The sequence below is a fragment of the Ruegeria sp. O6 genome (assembly GCF_056535045.1).
The window spans coordinates 59,062-76,597 of the sequence record NZ_JBQERM010000008.1; the positions used below are offsets into that span (position 1 = coordinate 59,062).

At 55.3% G+C, this 17,536-nt stretch carries 16 protein-coding genes; 11 read left to right on the forward strand and 5 right to left on the reverse strand.

Annotated features, from left to right (window positions below; all coding sequences use genetic code 11):
- Positions 1–38 precede the first annotated feature (38 nt).
- The 5 genes from ACR0DY_RS11925 to ACR0DY_RS11945 all read left to right on the forward strand — a co-directional run bounded on the left by ACR0DY_RS11925 (position 39) and on the right by ACR0DY_RS11945 (position 7,409).
- Entirely contained in the window at positions 39–986 is a 948-nt protein-coding gene (locus ACR0DY_RS11925; protein WP_480488010.1) for an ABC transporter substrate-binding protein, read from the forward strand.
- A gap of 76 nt (positions 987–1,062) precedes the next feature.
- Complete coding sequence (locus ACR0DY_RS11930) at positions 1,063–2,085, forward strand: quaternary amine ABC transporter ATP-binding protein (RefSeq protein WP_480898354.1); 1,023 nt, start codon at positions 1,063–1,065, stop codon at positions 2,083–2,085.
- Positions 2,082–4,073: an ABC transporter permease gene (locus ACR0DY_RS11935; protein ID WP_480898355.1), complete on the forward strand. Its 1,992-nt coding sequence runs from the start codon at positions 2,082–2,084 to the stop codon at positions 4,071–4,073. Before ACR0DY_RS11930 ends, ACR0DY_RS11935 begins: the two co-directional genes overlap by 4 nt.
- A gap of 1 nt (position 4,074) precedes the next feature.
- On the forward strand, positions 4,075–4,956 hold the full coding sequence (locus ACR0DY_RS11940) for a phosphotransferase (RefSeq protein WP_480483477.1): 882 nt from the start codon (positions 4,075–4,077) through the stop codon (positions 4,954–4,956).
- A gap of 8 nt (positions 4,957–4,964) precedes the next feature.
- Complete coding sequence (locus tag ACR0DY_RS11945; protein ID WP_480546020.1) at positions 4,965–7,409, forward strand: GcvT family protein; 2,445 nt, start codon at positions 4,965–4,967, stop codon at positions 7,407–7,409.
- A 225-nt stretch (positions 7,410–7,634) separates the two neighbouring features.
- On the opposite strand, the gene ACR0DY_RS11950 is transcribed toward ACR0DY_RS11945, so the two are convergent.
- Entirely contained in the window at positions 7,635–8,129 is a 495-nt protein-coding gene (locus ACR0DY_RS11950; RefSeq protein WP_480483481.1) for an Lrp/AsnC family transcriptional regulator, read from the reverse strand.
- An 84-nt stretch (positions 8,130–8,213) separates the two neighbouring features.
- Between ACR0DY_RS11950 and ACR0DY_RS11955 the strand changes: the two genes are divergently transcribed.
- Positions 8,214–9,401: a diaminopropionate ammonia-lyase gene (locus tag ACR0DY_RS11955; protein WP_480483483.1), complete on the forward strand. Its 1,188-nt coding sequence runs from the start codon at positions 8,214–8,216 to the stop codon at positions 9,399–9,401.
- A 135-nt stretch (positions 9,402–9,536) separates the two neighbouring features.
- Here the strand turns inward: ACR0DY_RS11955 and ACR0DY_RS11960 are convergent, their stop codons facing one another.
- Both ACR0DY_RS11960 and ACR0DY_RS11965 read right to left on the reverse strand, forming a co-directional pair.
- Positions 9,537–10,487, reverse strand: coding sequence for a VOC family protein (locus tag ACR0DY_RS11960; RefSeq protein WP_480483485.1), 951 nt, complete (start codon positions 10,485–10,487; stop codon positions 9,537–9,539).
- A 17-nt stretch (positions 10,488–10,504) separates the two neighbouring features.
- Positions 10,505–11,494 carry a nuclear transport factor 2 family protein gene (locus tag ACR0DY_RS11965; protein WP_480483487.1) on the reverse strand — a complete coding sequence of 330 codons (990 nt, stop codon included), beginning with the start codon at positions 11,492–11,494 and terminating at the stop codon, positions 10,505–10,507.
- Between ACR0DY_RS11965 and ACR0DY_RS11970 the strand changes: the two genes are divergently transcribed.
- Positions 11,475–12,380 (forward strand): LysR family transcriptional regulator, encoded by a 906-nt coding sequence (locus ACR0DY_RS11970; protein WP_480483489.1) that lies wholly within the window; start codon positions 11,475–11,477, stop codon positions 12,378–12,380. The two genes, ACR0DY_RS11965 and ACR0DY_RS11970, sit on opposite strands and share 20 nt — an antisense overlap.
- A 243-nt stretch (positions 12,381–12,623) precedes the next feature.
- Here ACR0DY_RS11970 and ACR0DY_RS11975 read toward each other — a convergent pair whose 3' ends face one another.
- Both ACR0DY_RS11975 and ACR0DY_RS11980 read right to left on the reverse strand, forming a co-directional pair.
- A complete protein-coding gene (locus tag ACR0DY_RS11975; RefSeq protein WP_480483491.1) occupies positions 12,624–13,334 on the reverse strand; it encodes an MOSC domain-containing protein in 711 nt (236 codons plus the stop codon).
- A complete protein-coding gene (locus ACR0DY_RS11980; protein WP_480483493.1) occupies positions 13,335–13,970 on the reverse strand; it encodes a MarR family winged helix-turn-helix transcriptional regulator in 636 nt (211 codons plus the stop codon).
- On the opposite strand from ACR0DY_RS11980, the gene ACR0DY_RS11985 reads away from it, so the two are divergent.
- The 4 genes from ACR0DY_RS11985 (at position 13,964) to ACR0DY_RS12000 (ending at position 17,297) form a co-directional block, all read left to right on the forward strand.
- Positions 13,964–14,713 (forward strand): hypothetical protein, encoded by a 750-nt coding sequence (locus tag ACR0DY_RS11985; protein ID WP_480546018.1) that lies wholly within the window; start codon positions 13,964–13,966, stop codon positions 14,711–14,713. The genes ACR0DY_RS11980 and ACR0DY_RS11985 overlap by 7 nt on opposite strands.
- Positions 14,714–14,769: 56 nt before the next feature.
- Complete coding sequence (locus ACR0DY_RS11990) at positions 14,770–15,294, forward strand: redoxin domain-containing protein (protein ID WP_480898359.1); 525 nt, start codon at positions 14,770–14,772, stop codon at positions 15,292–15,294.
- Between the two features lie 344 nt (positions 15,295–15,638).
- Positions 15,639–16,424, forward strand: coding sequence for a phosphodiesterase (locus ACR0DY_RS11995; protein WP_480898361.1), 786 nt, complete (start codon positions 15,639–15,641; stop codon positions 16,422–16,424).
- Between the two features lie 3 nt (positions 16,425–16,427).
- Positions 16,428–17,297, forward strand: coding sequence for an EamA family transporter (locus ACR0DY_RS12000; RefSeq protein WP_480487995.1), 870 nt, complete (start codon positions 16,428–16,430; stop codon positions 17,295–17,297).
- Positions 17,298–17,536: the final 239 nt, after the last annotated feature.

A 17,536-nucleotide genomic window follows, 5' to 3' on the forward strand; every position in this document is an offset into this window, starting at 1 on the left:
CGAAAAACACTCAAAAAGCCACATTCAGGGAGCACAACATGATCAGGAAATTCAATGCACTACACGCAATGGCATTAGTCGCTGGCGTAACTGCTTCGGCTTCTTGGGCCGCCGAATCGACGGACCCAATCAAACTGACGTTGCATGATTGGTCAGGGCAGCTGATCAACACCAAGATAATGGGATCAATCCTGCAAGAGGCCGGATACAACGTTGAGTATGTACAGGCAGACTATATCGCTCAGTTTGCGGGCCTGAAGACAGGTGATCTACATCTGGCAATGGAAATCTGGGAAACCACCGGGCGTGAAGCGCTGGACGAAGCCACCGCCTCTGGAAATGTGGTGAACGTTGGTGAAACCGGTCTGATGGCGATCGAAGAATGGTGGTACCCGACTTACATGAAAGACCGCTGCCCTGGCTTGCCAAACTGGGAAGCTCTGAAAGACTGCGCAGGGGAATTTGCCACGGCTGAAACCTCGCCAAATGGGCGCTATGTCGGCGGACCCGTGACCTGGGGCGGTTTCGACGAAGAACGCGTCGAAGCGTTAGAGCTGGAGTTTGAAGTTGTCCACGCAGGCACGGATGCTGCGCTTTTTGCAGAGCTGGAATCCGCATATCAGCGCGAAGATCCGATCATGCTGTGGGTCTATGTTCCGCACTGGGCCCCGGCCAAATATGACGGTGAATTCGTGGAGTTTCCGCCATACTCGGCCGAGTGCTACAGCGACCCGTCCGTCGGTGTGAACCCGGCCTTGGCCTATGATTGCGGAAAACCGCGCGGTCCGATCTGGAAGGCTGCTTGGTCTGGCCTGCAAGAAAAGTGGCCGGGCGCGTATGACATCATCGAAGCCTATAACATCAATAACGACGAGATGAGCGCCATGGTCGGCAAAGCCGATCTGGACGGTGTGGATATTGATGCAGTTGTCGCGGATTGGATGGAGACGAACAAGGACCGTTGGTCTGGCTGGATCTCTAAATAATCTGCTTGGCCGAAGCGGTTACCCCGCTCTCCTCTACCGCTTCGGTCTTTTTCCGTCTTAGTCCCGGACACCACTGATGACCCCCACAACAAAACTGTCCTGCCGAAACGTTTGGAAGCTTTACGGTCCAAACGCCGAGACCCTTCTGGCGCAAAATCCGAACCCATCGGCAGATGACATTCGAAATGCGGGTGTGATCGGAGCGGTACGCAACGCCAATATTGAAATCGTTGAAGGTGAAATCTTCATCATTATGGGCCTGTCCGGTTCAGGCAAATCAACCCTGGTTCGTTGTCTGTCCAGGTTGATCGAACCTACAAGCGGTGAGGTTCTGTTCGACGACGCCGACCTGCTGCGCGCCAGCGAGAAAGAAATGATTGAAATCCGTCGGCACAAGATGGGCATGGTGTTTCAGCATTTTGCCCTGCTGCCGCACCTGACCGTATTGCAGAATGTGATGTTCCCCCTGACTATTCAGGCTACGCCCAAACACGAAGCCGACGCAAAGGCGAGAGACGTGGTGGAACTGGTCGGCCTGAAGGGGCGCGAGGACTACTATCCACGAGAGCTCTCGGGTGGTCAGCAACAGCGTGTGGGCATTGCTCGATCGTTGGTGACAGAGCCCGATCTTTGGTTTCTGGACGAGCCTTTTTCGGCCCTCGATCCGCTGATCCGGCGCGAAATGCAGGATGAATTTCTGCGACTCCAGGAACGGTTGCATAAGACTATTGTCTTTATCACGCACGACTTTGAAGAAGCCGTTCGCTTGGCCGACCGCATCGCCATTATGAAGGATGGTGAAGTCATCCAGATCGCCACCCCGGAAGAACTGGTGATGAATCCAGCGACAGAATATGTGGCTGAATTCACGCGCCATATTCCGCGCTCCAAGGTTTTGACGGTTGGTGGTGTAATGACCGTCGGCGCTGCAGGTGAAGGTGAGCCCATTGTGCAATCGACCCGCGTCTCGACCGTGGCGGAACGGATCATCACCGCAGATGCACCAATTCCGGTGACAGACAGCAATGGTCTGGTTATTGGCGCCATTGATCGCAAGGCTGTGGCCCATGTGCTATTCGGTGAAGGGGACGCGGTATGAGCCGCTTGTCCCGCAGTCAGCTCATCATTCTGCTGCTTGTCGGACTCACGATCCTGCTGGGGTATTTCGGCAGCAACCTGGGAAAAGCGCTCGATGCGCGCTGGATCACCAAATTCCCGTCGGCTTGGGTCGTCCCGTTCAAAACTTATATCTCATCTGCAATGTCCTGGCTGATCGAGGATGCTGCAATCGGCCCAGTTTCGTTCACCGACGTTACCCGCGCTGCTGCTTGGTTGATAGAACAGCCCTATGACCTTGTCTTGTCCCTGCTGGCCGAAGGTTTTGTCACCGGGCAAGGCAATGATGCGCAAGTCATCCTACCTGCGATCAGCTGGATTGTGGTTATCACCGCCGTAGTAGCTTTGGGACAGTATTGCCGGGACTGGGGGTTGGCGGCGTTGGTCGGCGGCTGCTTTACCTATCTGGCTGTTTTTGGCCAGTGGGACAGCGCGATGGTAACGCTTGCCTCGGTCCTGATTGCGGTGCCGATTGGCGCGGGCGGCGGGCTGTTGTTGGGGATATTGGCCTATCGCCACCTGACTTTCGATCGCATCATCTCGCCCATTCTGGACCTGATGCAGACAATCCCGATCTTTGCCTATCTAGTACCAATTCTGTTCATGTTCGGCTTTGGACCGATTTCGGCGCTTGTTGCAACTATCATCTATGCGACACCACCCATGGTGCGGATCACCACGCTTGCCTTGAGAGCCGTCGACCCCGAGATTTTGGACTTCGGGCGCATGGCAGGCACGACGCAAAAGCAGTTGATGTGGCGCGTTTTGGTTCCTTCCGCCAGCCACAGTCTGATGGTAGGCGTCAATCAGGTGATCATGCTGACGCTGAACATGGTCATCATTGCCTCGATGATCGGGGCCGGAGGATTAGGGTTTGACGTCCTTGCCGCGCTGCGCCGGCTGGACATCGGCGCTGGGTTCGAGGCCGGTATTGCCATTGTAGTTCTGGCCATTGCCGTCGATCGCCTAAGTCAGGCTTTTGCCGAGCGTATGGGGCAGGTACATCACGAGCTCCCCGGCTCGTGGGTCACCCGCCATCGCCGGACAATTCTGGTATTGATCCTGCTGATTTTGACCTGGGTTCTGGGGCAGTTCTCACCCCTGTTGCTGGAATATCCTGAAAGTCAGACGATCACCACTGGCGGGTTCTGGGATGACACGGTCAAATACCTGAACATCAACTATTTCGACACGTTCGAGGCGATCAAGATCTTCTTCCTGACGTGGTTCATGATCCCGATCAAAACGGTCCTGCTGGGAATTCCATGGCCTTGGGCCATTGCCATGCTGACCTTGCTGGGTTGGCACGCAGGGGGCTGGCGGCTGGCACTGTTGTGCGGAGGACTGGCGTCTCTGATCCTCATTTCAGGACTGTGGGCCAAGGCAATGGTGACAGTTTATCTCTGCGGAGCCTCTGTGTTTCTTGCTACCCTGATCGGTGTTCCGCTGGGCGTTGTGGCTGCTCTGAACAAACGCGCCGGGACGGTGATCAACCTGTTGATTGATACGTTGCAGACTTTGCCCAGCTTTGTTTATCTGATCCCGGTTGTGATGCTGTTTCGCGTCGGCGATTTCACTGCGCTGATTGCCATAGTCCTTTACGCGCTGGCCCCGGCCGTACGTTATGCGGCACATGGCGTGCGCTCGGTCAGTGAGGAATTGATCGAGGCCGGATTGGTCTCTGGGTGCACACGCACGCAACTTCTGCGCCATATTCGCTTGCCCATGGCCCTGCCCGAAATCCTTTTGGGTATTAACCAGACCATCATGCTGGCGCTGTCCATGCTGGTTATCACCGCCCTCGTTGGCACCCGCGATCTGGGGCAGGAAGTCTACATTGCCCTGACAAAGGCTGACACTGGTCGAGGTCTGGTGGCAGGGCTGTCCATCGCATTCATTGCCATCATCGCTGATAGGCTGATCAACGCAAGCGCTCGTCAGGCACGCATCCGCTTTGGAATGGAGAGTTGATATGACCCAATCCGACCTGATGACCCGCATTCGCAAGCTACCGATCTGGCAGGGCGAGATCAAAGCCACCCCGTTGACGGGTGGGATTACAAATGTGAACTACAAGGTCACTGACAGCAGTGGATCCTATGTGGTGCGTGTCGGTGACGACATCCCTTTGCACCAGGTGATGCGCTTCAACGAACTGGCTGCCAGTAAGGCCGCCCATGCTGCAGGTCTGTCACCCGCTGTAGTGTTTTCGTCCAACGAATTAACAGTGCTGGAATTCGTCGAAAGCCGCACTCTGATCGAAGAAGACGTACGCGACCCCAGTATGCTGCCTCGAGTGCTGGAGCTCGTGAAAGCCTGCCACCTTGAGGTGCCCAAGCACCTGCGCGGCCCGTCGCTGGTGTTCTGGGTCTTTCATGTCATCCGCGACTATGCCGCCACCCTCACCGATCATGGAAGTTCGCATAAAGGCCTGATCCCTGAACTTGTGCAAATTGGAAATGATCTGGAAGCCGAGGCCGGGCCGTACGAAATCGTGTTTGGCCATAACGACCTGCTTTGCGGCAACTTTCTGGACGATGGCACCCGCCTGTGGCTGATCGATTTCGACTACGCGGGCTTCAACTCGCCATTGTTTGATTTGGGTGGGCTGGCCTCGAACAACTCTCTTTCCAATGAACAAGAGGACTGGGTTCTGGAAACCTACTTTCAGGCACCCGTCACCAACCAATTGCGTCATCGCTATACGGCGATGAAATGCGCCTCGCTGCTTCGTGAAACCATGTGGAGCATGGTGTCCGAGATCACCTCGGATATCGACTTCGACTATGCAGCCTACACAAGTGAAAATCTCGCGCGGTTTCGCACGGCCCTGACCGATTACAAAAACACCTGAGGACAGATATGACCGACCTTCCAAATACAGCCAAAGCCGTCATCATCGGCGGCGGCATCATCGGCTGCTCGACCGCCTATCACCTTGCCAAGCTCGGTTGGACCGACACGGTGCTGCTGGAGCGCAAAAAGCTGACTTCGGGCACCACATTCCATGCTGCGGGTCTGGTGGGGCAGCTGCGTTCGAACGCCAATATCACTCAGCTGCTGGGATATTCAGTCGATCTGTACAACAAGATTGAAGAAGAAACCGGTCTGGGAACGGGTTGGAAAATGAATGGCGGTTTGCGTCTCGCCTGCAACGAGGAACGCTGGACCGAGGTCAAACGGCAGGCCACCACAGCCCATTCCTTTGGTCTGGACATGCAGCTGCTAACCCCGAAGGAAGCGCAGGATCTTTGGCCGCTGATGGATATCGGTGACGTCATCGGCGCGGCGTTCCTGCCCACCGATGGGCAAGCAAACCCCTCGGACATTACCCAGGCGCTGGCCAAGGGAGCGCGCATGGCAGGCGCGAAGATATTCGAGGATACCAAGGCCACCGATCTTGAAATCGAGAACGGCAAGATCCGCGCCGTAATCACTGAACATGGCCGTATCGAATGTGAAAAGGTGATCGTGTGTGCCGGTCAGTGGACGCGCGACTTTGCCGCCAAGTTCGGTGTGAATGTGCCGCTGGTGCCAATGGAACATCAGTACATGGTCACAGAACCATTTGGTGTACCCGGTGATCTGCCTACCCTGCGGGATCCCGATCGGCTGACCTATTACAAGGAAGAAGTTGGTGGGCTCGTCATGGGCGGTTATGAGCCGAACCCAGTCCCATGGGCGGTGAATGGCATACCTAAAGATTTCCACTACACCTTGCTCGACAGTAACTTCGACCATTTCGAACAGATCATAGAGCTGTCGCTGGGCCGGGTGCCAGCGTTGGAGACCGCAGGGATCAAGACCCTAACCAATGGTCCCGAAAGCTTCACTCCGGATGGCAACTTCATTGTAGGTGAAGCACCAGAGCTGAAGAATTTCTTTGTTGGTGCTGGTTTCAACGCCTTTGGCATTGCTTCTGGCGGTGGCGCCGGAATGGTGCTGGCAGAATGGGCCGCCAAGGGCGAGCCGCCCTTTGACCTGTGGTCCGCCGACATTCGCCGTTTTGGCCGCCCGCATTTCGACACCGATTGGGTTCGCACCCGAACAGTCGAAGCATATGGCAAACACTACACTATGGCCTGGCCTCATGAAGAACACGAGTCCGGCCGCCCCTGCCGCAAGTCACCGCTGTACGATACGCTTATGGATCAGGGCGCTTGCTTTGGTGAAAAACTGGGTTGGGAGCGTCCAAACTGGTTTGCCGACGCATCGCTGGGTGAAACGCCCAAGGACGAATACAGCTTTGGTCGCCAGAACTGGTTCGCTGCTGTTGGCCGTGAACACAAAGCGGCCCGAGAAGCGGCAGTGCTGTTCGATCAAACATCATTTGCCAAATTCGCGCTGAAAGGCCCGGACGCCTTGGCGGCGATGAACTGGATTTGTGCCAATGATGTGGACAAACCGGTGGGTGCGCTGGTCTATACCCAGATGCTCAATGACAAGGGCGGAATTGAATGCGACCTGACCGTGGGCCGTGTAGCACATGATGAATTCTACATTGTCACTGGTACCGGCTATGCCACCCACGATTTTGACTGGATCAGCCGAAATATTCCGGACGGGCTGAACTGCCAGCTGTTCGATATCACCTCCTCGAACGCAGTGTTGTCGCTGATGGGGCCAAAAGCACGAGATATTCTGGCGGCAGTTACCCGTGATGATGTCTCGAATGACGGGTTCAGGTTTGGCACGATCCGGACAATCGGCATCGCGGGTTGCCCGGTCAAGGCGCTGCGGGTGACATACGTGGGCGAGCTTGGCTGGGAACTGCACTTGCCTGTCGAATACGCGCAAACAGTCTATTCCGCGCTGATGGAAGCAGGGCAACCGCAAGGGCTGGTTAATGCGGGCTACCGCGCAATTGAATCTCTTCGGCTAGAAAAGGGTTACCGCGCCTGGGGGTCTGACATCGGGCCCGATCACACGCCGTTTGAAAGCGGTCTGGGATGGGCTGTGAAACTGCGCAAGAACATAAACTTCAAGGGTCGCGCGGCAAGCGAGAAGCAAAAGGCCGAGGGCGTCAAAAAGATGCTGGCCTGCTTCACCGTCGACCCCGATGTGGTGCTGTTGGGCCGCGAAACGATATACCGGGATGGAGAACGGGTGGGTTGGCTAACGTCGGGAGGCTATGGCTATACAACCGGTAAATCCATCGGTTACGGCTATGTCCGAAATCAGTTCGGCGTCGATGCAGATTTTGTTACGTCCGGCACGTATGAGTTGGAGGTTGCGACCCAACGTGTCTCCTGCGACGTGACACTTCAACCGCTTTACGATCCCAAAATGGACCGTATCAAATCATAACACAAACTCCTGTTACCTGGATGAGGTTGGGGCAAATGTGTCCCAACCTCAATACCTCAGGAAACGTGGTTATTTTCCAGGTAAACCGAGAGGTATCTCGGCAGGATTTACCGCCCAGATCACCAGGTTTCTGGCAGATTTGGAATGCACAAGCACTTTGTTTCCAGTTCTCGCCGCGCAAAAGTCAAATACCCCGCCAGACTACATGCTCTGGAGAGGCACAAGTCAGATGTTCAACTGCATGGATGACTTTGTTCGGTCCATTGCAACGAATGTTCTGAACTTTCGGATGTTCTTGTTCGAAAAGAACAACCGTTGGGTAAGCTTTTCATATTCGGACATATCTCGAACGATAACGATCAGAACAAAATCCACTTCACCAGTAACATAGTAGCATTGCTGAACCTCAGGGGCATCATAGAAGCTTTTCTTGATTTCATCGATTTTTCCGCCAGTCTCGGTTTTTAGTTCGACTTCGACGAAAATGGTCAGCGGCAATCCCACGGCTGCCGGATCAATATGCGCTGACTGCGCGGCAATGACGCCCTCCGCCTCCATGCGTTTGATCCTCCGCTGCACGCTGGGCGCAGACAGATTCACGCTTTCACCGATTTGACGGTGCGGCACCGTATTGTCCTGCTGCAACACCCTAAGAATCGCGAGATCGAAGCTATCCAGACTTCCTGATAAATATTTTTGTTTCACGGCGACCTCATGCAAGTTTGCTTCAAAATTACCAGCAATTCAGAGCGAAAACATCACTGACATTGAATTATATTTGCACCAACAATGGAAGGACCACAAATGCTCGCAAACTTTGAGACAGTCGGAATTGAAAGCCATACAGCCAAGCCAGGCTTTGGCCATGCCGCCACAGCCACCTTACCCCGCGAGGGATTTGACCTCGCACAGAGGGAAATTCAAAGCTGGAGTGGGTACGAAAGAGCGCCAATGCCGTCTCTTCAAGGTCTAGCCGAAGCACTGGATCTGGGCGCAGTCTATTACAAGCATGAAGGGTTAAGATTTGGCTTGGGCAGTTTCAAAGCACTTGGCGGCGCTTATGCGGTTCTGCGAGTATTACAGCGCGAATTAACCAAAAAGACAGGCCGTGAAGTCACTGCCGATGAGATCCGAAACGGCACCCATACTGCCGGAATTGCAGACATAACCGTCATTTCGGCGACAGATGGCAATCACGGTCGTTCAGTGGCTTGGGGTGCCCAGCGCTTCGGCGCGCCATGCCGAATTTACATTCACAAAGAAGTAAGCGCATTCCGCGCCGACGCAATGCGCCAGCTGGGGGCCGAAGTGATCAGGGTTGATGGAGATTACGACGCTTCCGTGGCACAGACCCGGACCGATGCAGCGGCACACGGTTGGTTGATTGTTTCAGATACTTCCTGGCCCGGTTACACTCAGGCACCTCTTGATGTCATGGCTGGTTACGGGGTCATGGCGCGCGAGATCGTGCAGGATTTGGCTTTGCCACCCACTCATGTCTTCCTTCAAGGCGGCGTTGGAGGCTTAGCGGCTGCCGTCACCGCGGTATTCCTCCACGAATGGGAGCAGAATGCGCCGCGCGTCATCGTGGTCGAACCTGAATTGGCCCCCTGCCTTTTTGCAAGCGCCCAGGCAAATCGGCCTACAGCCGTCGAAGTAGGCGAAGAAACCATAATGGCTGGGCTATCCTGCGGCGCGCCGTCCGAATTGGCATGGAACGTTTTGGAAGAGGCCGCCAGCGGTTTCATGAAAATCCCTGACCAGCTTGTGGCACCGGCCGTCCGCCTATTGGCAAACGGCGCTTTCGGAGATGAGCCAATCGAAGCCGGAGAAAGCGCCGTGGCCGGTCTGATTGGCTTGATCTGCGCGTCGATGCGCACCGACTTGCGAAAACAATTTCAAATTACGCCGCGATCCCGAGTGATGTTGATCGGGTCAGAGGGCGTCACAGATCCGCATGTTTTCGACCGGATCATGAATGATAGCAACTGACTTGCGGAAATGACCCGGCGTGGTATTCCCCCTTGGTGGAAGCCGCGCCCGGCTTCCACCTTCCGGCCACGCCGCAGGAGTTTACCGCTGTCCGGCCTGCAAGATACGCCTTTGTTCTTGGCCAATCATGCAGGTTCACTTCCTTTCGACAGTGAACCGCGTTCCCCAAGGGTCTGTCAGCTCTTGCGGTTGCAATACAGTCCCATCCGTCAACAGCACGATCTCATCCAAGCCGCTGCTGTCAGTTGGACGAGCTTTTGCACCATTGCTGTTCCAGACGTTGCCTGCAAAGTGATGGTGGTACCCACCCGAACTGTAGAACCCTGCTGAACCTTCGTGCAGCATGCGATCCTGCGCTAGATGTCGTGTCATGAATTCGTCGACCGCATTGATATCCCCGACCTGTAGGTGGACATGTCCGACCACCATATTTTCCGGAGCCCCGGACCAGTCTTGACGGGCCGCACCTGCAATGGCCTCCAGGTCCAGATGATGCGAGCCCATGCGGATATACTCTCCATCCATCTGCCATGTTTCAACAGGCCGGTCGGCGTAGATTTCGATCCCATTGCCTTCTGGATCGTTTAGATACAGCGCCTCGCTGACGTCGTGATCCGCCGCCCCGGTCAAAGGGATGCGGTTTTGTGCAGCATAGATCAGCCAGCGTCCCAGGTAATCGTGGTCCGGCATCAGAAAAGCTGTATGGAAAAGACCCGCCGCATGCGGATAGCGCCGCGCAGCACGGTCTTGGCGCAACTCGAGCAGAACGTTGTTTCCTGCGCCCAGTTTCAGGGTTTCGCCATCCCGCGCCAATTCCTCAAGGCCAAGCACTTGTTGGTAAAAGGTCCCAACAGTGTCCAGATTGTTCACAATCAGTGCCACACGGCCGATTGACACGGGGGCTTCGCTGCTTCTCATGCCATAGGCTCCTTTTCTGAGTTTCGAAACCCCCTTCCCATCAACCGCGCTGGCGTAGGCCCGCGTTGCCAGCATATCAGCGATCATCGCTGTACCGGCGGCAGTCAAACCTCCGGCCATCCTGTTTAGAAATCCTCGCCTGTGCACATTGCCGGGTTTGATGGTCATGGGGTTTCTCCTGATCCTCAATACTCGAACACGCCGTTGGTGTTTGCAGATTCTCCGGTCTGCGCTTCTTCGATGTCCCAATGCTCTACGATGAAACCATTGTCATCAAAGCGGAAGATATCGAAAAATCCGATGCCCAGATCGCCCTCAATGTCGAGGTTGGTCTGCTTCGAATGAACCAGCACCATGTCGCCCATCGCAATAGTCTTGGCAATTTCTGTTTTTAGGCGCACGTTATCAGCAGCTAGTCCGGTCAAGTATTCTGCCAGAGCATCGCGCCCATCCGGCACGCTCGGGTTGTGCTGTATATAGTTCTCGGAGGAGATATACGCTTCGACCGCTGATAGATCACTTGGGTTTTCAAAGCTTTTCAGAACGGCGATAGCACGTTCACGGTTCTGCTCGATATTCTGATCGGAATAAACATCTGCGTTTGGTCCCTGAAACATGGTGTTTTCATTCGCCGCGCTTTCGGGGACCTGCTGGTAGTGGTCCCAGTGTTCGACCAGTTTTCCGTCCTCGGCGCGCCAGACATCAACATAGACGTACTGGTCCCCGTTACTGCCGGTCCAGACAGAATGGATTGCAACATAGGAACCCTCGGCAAGCACACGGTAGAGATCCACCTGCACATCAGGATCGGCAGTCAGTTCACTGGCAACGGCCTTGATCAACTCAACCGGCCCGTCGCCATATGCGGTGGCATGCTGAACATAGGTATCGCCGATGTACTTCCCGAAATTGTTGAGGTTCCGGTAAACCAAAACATCCCGATAGAACCCTTCGGCCAGTTTGATCGAGGCCTGGGTTTGTGCGTCAATGCTTAGCTTATCAGCATGGAGCGGAGTGGAAAGCGCCATAACCACAGCGGTTGCAGCAAAGAGGACGGATCTTCTAAACGGCATGGGTTTACCTTTTCGGTTGCATGTGGCGACCAGATAGAGATTTTCATTGATGAAAATAACAGAAAGAATAACCATACAACTCATGAAGAAAAACGATAACAAGGAACTCGGCGTCCGTTTGATACGCATGTTTGCCGCGGTCTATGACACAGGTTCGATCACGGCGGCGGCCAGACGTCTGGAGGTCACACAATCCACTGTCAGCCATGGATTGAACCGGCTACGCGGAATTGTGAAAGATGAGCTGTTTGTCCCTATGGGGCGCGGTATCTCTCCTACGCCGCGCGCAGCCCAGTTGTTTGCACAAGCGCAACATATTCTGGAGGCAGTGGACGCATTTACAGAACCCGCGCAATACGAGCCTCGTGATGACAGCGGCCAGTTTGTGATCGCCGCCAATGATTATGAGACCGAAATCGTGCTGAAACCCTTATTTCACGCGTTGCGACACCGCGCACCGAAGGTACAACTGCGCATTTGGCGCGCGCAGTCGCAACAAGACTGGGCCGAACTACTACGCAACGGGCAGGTCGATCTGGTGCTGGCGCCCGAGCTTACCGGAACCGAAGCCGACTTGATGCAGAAACTGATCCTGACCGACAATGATCTTTGCTATTTCGACCCTGACCACGTGACTGCTCCTGATACAATCGCGGCTTATTGCGCGTTGCCCCACGCGGTCATGATGCCCGGGCAACACGAACTTACCGCTATCGATTTGGCGCTCAGCCACCTGGAAAGGCATCGCCGCATCTCAGTGACGCTGCCCGGTTTCTCGGCAATCGCCTCTCTTATTCGCGGGACCAATACTATTGCGACTATGCCTGCGCGGTTAAAGGACAATATCTTTGCCGGCTTTGCTCATTGCAGCCCACCCGTCGACCTGCCACCCGATAGAATTGCGCAGATCTGGCACATGCGCCAGGCAGCGTCACCTCGCCACCAATGGCTCCGCGCGCTCATCTCGGAGATAGCGACCGCCCGATGAAGGGCAAAGGAACTTTGATTGCCATCTCTGAGATGGCGCGCAAAAGACCTGGTCCGCCGCATGCGGACCCTCCTTCCGACAACCGGAACTGATATCCTAACTGCGAAAGCGGAACGTTCACTGGAAACTTCCTGGCTGATCAACCGCCAGAAATTCATATAGCCCCTTGACGTGCCGATGTGCACCGCGCTGGCGACCTGCCCATGTCTTCCAACAAACATGCTGAAGTCTCGCAGTGGGGCCTTAAGGCGATGTGTTCGACATGCTCCCCAATCTCGCGCGCGTATCTTCTTTTACGTCGCCCATCGCCATGCGCGCAAAGGCTTGCCGCCAGCCAGGGGCGAGGTCCGTCAGATTTGCGAGGGCTTCGGCATCCTTGCGGGAAACTCGTCGTGTCAGTCGGGCGCGGGTCACGTGCTGCACGCTCCAGTCCGGATTGCGCCTTTCAATCAACGTTATTCGATCTCCTGCTTCGACCTCGCCGGTTTCCAGAACACGGTAGTACCACCCAGTGCGACCCGTTTTCTGAAACAGGTAGGGCATCCTTTCATTTCCGGTGTGCAGTCCCAGTTTCCAGCAGGGCTGACGGCCCTGGCTGATTTGAACGATTGCCGTGCCCAGCCTCAGGATGTCGCCAATGCACAGATTTTCCTCGGTCAAACCGGTTGTTGAGATGTTTTCACCAAATGCTGCGGGCTCTGCGCCGGGGGGCAGCTGCCCTTCTCTCTGCCAATCCGCATAGTGATCCTGCGCATAATGGTGAATGGCTTTTTCTGCACCGCCATGCACGGTCAGGTCCGCCTGTGCATCATCTGAAAATCCAGTAAGCGAAATGACCTGACGGCCAGACACCCGATCCTTCTGAATGGCAGAGGGCGGCTTTGCCTCCCAGCGGTTCGTGACACAACCCAGGAAAATGCCACCTATTACTGTCGATAGTTCAGGAAGGGTCATTCAGGCCTCTTTGTGTTCAATACATATCTTTTCTTCTTCGCCACGCTCGAGGCTCACTTCCAGCAAGCTGCAGAAGCCATTTTTCTGACCTTTCTTATGATAGGCGCAGGTCATGCATTTCCCGAACGAGTGACCACCGTTCGCTGCCAATGCCAACATCAAGCTCTGAAGCAGACCATCCTTGAGAGACACCTGAACGCTGGAGGGCAGATTGCCGATGGCGTCAGCAATCGGATTGGCCTCTGTCAAAACAGAGGCGCCCGCCTTGGACAGTTCGTACGAGATCGACCGCTGGTCAGATTTTTGTCGGTGCTCGGCAGCGTATCCCTTGCGCACAAGCGCTTTCAGTGTCTGGGACATCGTTCCGCGGGTTGTCCCAAGGTACTCAGCGACATGTGACGGTGAACGGGAAAACTGATTCGCCTCGGAAAGGTACTCCAGCGCCGCCCTTTGTGTCGGGTTCAGGTCGCCCGTCCAGCCCGCAGCGGAATCTATCCGGGCAAGACGGTTGATAAGGATACGAATACTGTGGGCGGTTCTCATGCCCAACAAGTAGCGAGTCGAAATTAAAGTTGCAATATGTTTCTCCGTTTGGTAGCGAGTCGATATCACTTTACCGGAGATAAGAAATGACACTCACCTGGAAATCACTTGCTGCAGTTGTGATCGGAGCTTCGTCCGCCGTCGCAGAAGGCGATCACGCGATACATCAGGAGGGGGCTGTTGTCTCTCCCGCTGATGTCGCCAAGGTGGCCGACTTTGACATCCTTGCAGCGCATGCGCATCGCAACGGCAATACCATTACGTTCCACATGACCACCAATGGTACTGCCGGGGCATCGGTGCCGGCAGAAACCGGGGCAGTAGGAGGGTCAGACGTCTGGTCCTATGTGTGGCCTACATCCCTGGATACGTCTGCAGTAGGTTTCGAAGGCGGCGCCGGCATCTTGGCAATGGCTGCAACCAGCCACCCGGATTTTGACGACACCCCGCTGTTTGATGAAAACGGCGATGGCGACCCAGCCAACGACGGAATCGAATGGCACAGCCACTGGGTTGTTCTCGCCCCGACCGAAACTTGCGGCCCAGGCGCCCTTGCAGTGCGCGATATCCCTGAAGGGACGACGCCAAAGCTTCCTGCAACCTGGCCTGGATTCCCAATCTTCCTGGACAGCCCAGGGTTCACACCGCTGTTCGATGGTCCGGAAATTCAAGTCAAAGCCGGATTTTCCAACGACGTTCAGTTGGAAGGCATCGCTTATGATGGCGTAACCTCTGCTCTGCGGGTAAACGCCAACATTCACGCTCCGCTATTGTGCGTCACGGATGTTTTCGACATTGCGTCGGGCGACCTGAGCCTACCGGGCAAGCTTCAGTAACGGTATCAGCCGGTCGCTTCACGCAGGCGCCCGGCCCTTGAACAAGAGAGACCAATATGCAAGCACCTGAACTACAGGTCAGTGAATGGTTCAACACTGACAAGAATTTAAAGCTTTCGGATTTCCAGGGTAAGGTTGTCCTGATTGAGGCTTTCCAGATGCTGTGCCCAGGCTGCGTCCTCCATGGCATTCCTCTGGCACAAGCTGTGCGGGAGTATTTTTCCAGCGAACACGTCGCCGTAATCGGTTTGCACACCGTTTTCGAACATCATGACGCGATGACCCCGGTATCACTGAAAGCCTTTCTTCACGAATACCGTATCAAATTTCCTGTGGCGGTCGACAAACAGGGCACCGGGCCTTTGCCGGAAACCATGGCGGCATACGGAATGCGCGGCACGCCCAGCCTTGTTCTGTTGGATCAGTCAGGACGGATTGCAGCACATCACTTTGGCCAGGTCTCAGAGCTGCAGCTGGGTGCAGAGATTGGCAGCCTGCTTGCCCGTAAGGCTGCTGCTGAGGACGCAAGTCGGCACCCCAGTCAGGCCAGGCGGTGTGATGACACTGGCTGCACTGTGTGAGACGGCGGCATACAGAGGGCAAACCTAAGCGTATCTACCTCCTCGGCGTGCGCGACATTGGTTCTCCATTTTCTCAGCTAAGCAAAACTGCCCGGGTTCCACATGTTCGTTTAGGCACGGTACCGCGCCCGTTTCAGACTTGCGTACCCGCGACAGCAATACGGCAGGATTATCGGGACTACGGCTTCACATCATTTTGGGGGAAGTTTCGCGAACTCTGTCGTGTTCGACTGCAAACCTTGTCGCGTATAAGCGAGTGAACCCAGTGAATTTCTTACTAAATCCGTGTGATCGGCAAACTTCGTCGATACCTTGTTTCTTGCAATACTCGGGGAAAATGGCTGATGAAATTCATTCACATCACTGACATACACCTCGTCCGCGACTCCGGCCCGCTAAACGGCGGCTTTCCATCCCAGCGGCTGGACGCCTGTTTGGACGATATCCTTCGGTGGCATTCCGATGCGGCGTTCTGTGTCATCTCTGGCGATTTGGCTGAATTTGCTGAGGATGAGGCCTATCGGGCGCTCAAGGCGAAACTGGCCGCATTTCCGCTCCGCTCTTTTCTGCTGATTGGAAATCACGACGACAGAACTGTTTTCCAATCGATCTTCCCGGATCATCCAAAGGATGCCAACGGGTTTGTCCAGCATCGGTTCGAAACAGATGAGGGGGTTTTCTTGTTTCTCGATTCAACCAAAGACGGGCGCGATGTGCATGAAGGGCAGCTTTGCCCTGCCCGGCTGGACTGGCTCAGGCAGCAACTGACCCAGGCCGAGGACAAGCCAACCTATGTGTTCCTGCACCACCCGCCCTTTGACCTTGGCATTCCCCTTGTGGACGAGATCAGGCTGGTCGAGGCGGACGCCTTTGCTGACGCCCTCAAACACGGGCGCAACATTCGGCATGTGTTTTATGGCCATGTGCACCGCATGACCTATGTGAACTGGCGCGGTATTCCATTTACCAGCCTGCCCAGTCTCAACCATCAGATTCCGTTGAATGCGGCCAGTGTCGATGGCGAGTTCTGCGACGAACCTCCGGCTTACGGTGTCGTACAGATCGCCGAGGATCAGCTGACGGTGCATTTCAACACTTTCCTGCAACGTAACCCATTGCATCAGACCTGAGGTATGGAAGCCTATTGGATCGCATTGGTTCTGGTTTCGGCGGCAACCCACCCATTGCGCGACCTTACGCTGAAAGGGGTTGCGCATCCGGTGTCGTGCTATGTCGGAGTGTCTCTGACCTGGGTGATCCTGGCGGCGGTTCATACGCTGGTTATGGGTCAGGAATTGAGCCTGCCACTTGAGACCTGGCCCTTTGTCGCAATCTCAGCCCTTGGGTTGACCTTCTACTACTACGGCACATTGTCGGCCCTGAGACGTGGGAACCTGTCGGTTTATTATCCGATTATCCGTTCGTCGCCGATTGCCATTGTCGCCTTCAGCTGGCTGGCCCTTGATCAGCATTACTCGTGGTTCACCCTGCTGGGGATCGCATTGGTCCTGCTAGGCAGCCTGATGATTCAGAAGTCGCCTGGCGGGCTGCTGCATGATCACAAAGCATTCGCGCTGGCAAGTATGGCGATGCTGGGATCGGCCGCTTATTCGCTAAGCGATGCCCAAGCGATGAAGCTGACCAATCCGGCACCTTTCCTGTTTTTCACCTATATTCTGGTGACACCGCTGCTTGCTGGCATCAGAGCCTGGGAAGATCGCCACTTGTCAGCCCCGTTTCTGGGGGTCGTGCGTGGCTGGGCACAGGCACCGGTGCGGATCGCTTTTGCCGGGATTGCGTCCTATCTGTCTTACTTGTTCATCCTGACCGCATTCCAGCTTGGGGCCGAAGCCGCCACAGTCAGCGCGGTACGGCAAGCATCGATCCCGGTTTCAGTGACCCTCGCGGCGATCATCTTGAAGGAATCCCGTTTTCTGCACCGTATCGGCTGGGCAAGCCTGATCGCATTGGGAATCCTTTTGATTACGCTGTCCCGAGGTTGAAACGGTAGTCACTGTCTTGACGCGCTACGAACTCGTCCTTCGTTTACTGGCCTTGTTTGGGATCTCTCTGGACGTAAATAGCCGGTCCTGTAATGGCCGTGCACGACAGAATCAAACGACTACACTGATGATCCGAAACACTCCATCTCTGGAACCAACGTGTAGATGCCATAGTCGCTCGGGCAGTGCAAATACGCCAACTCCTTGACGAAAACGAACTTGGCAATCCTTAAGATCTA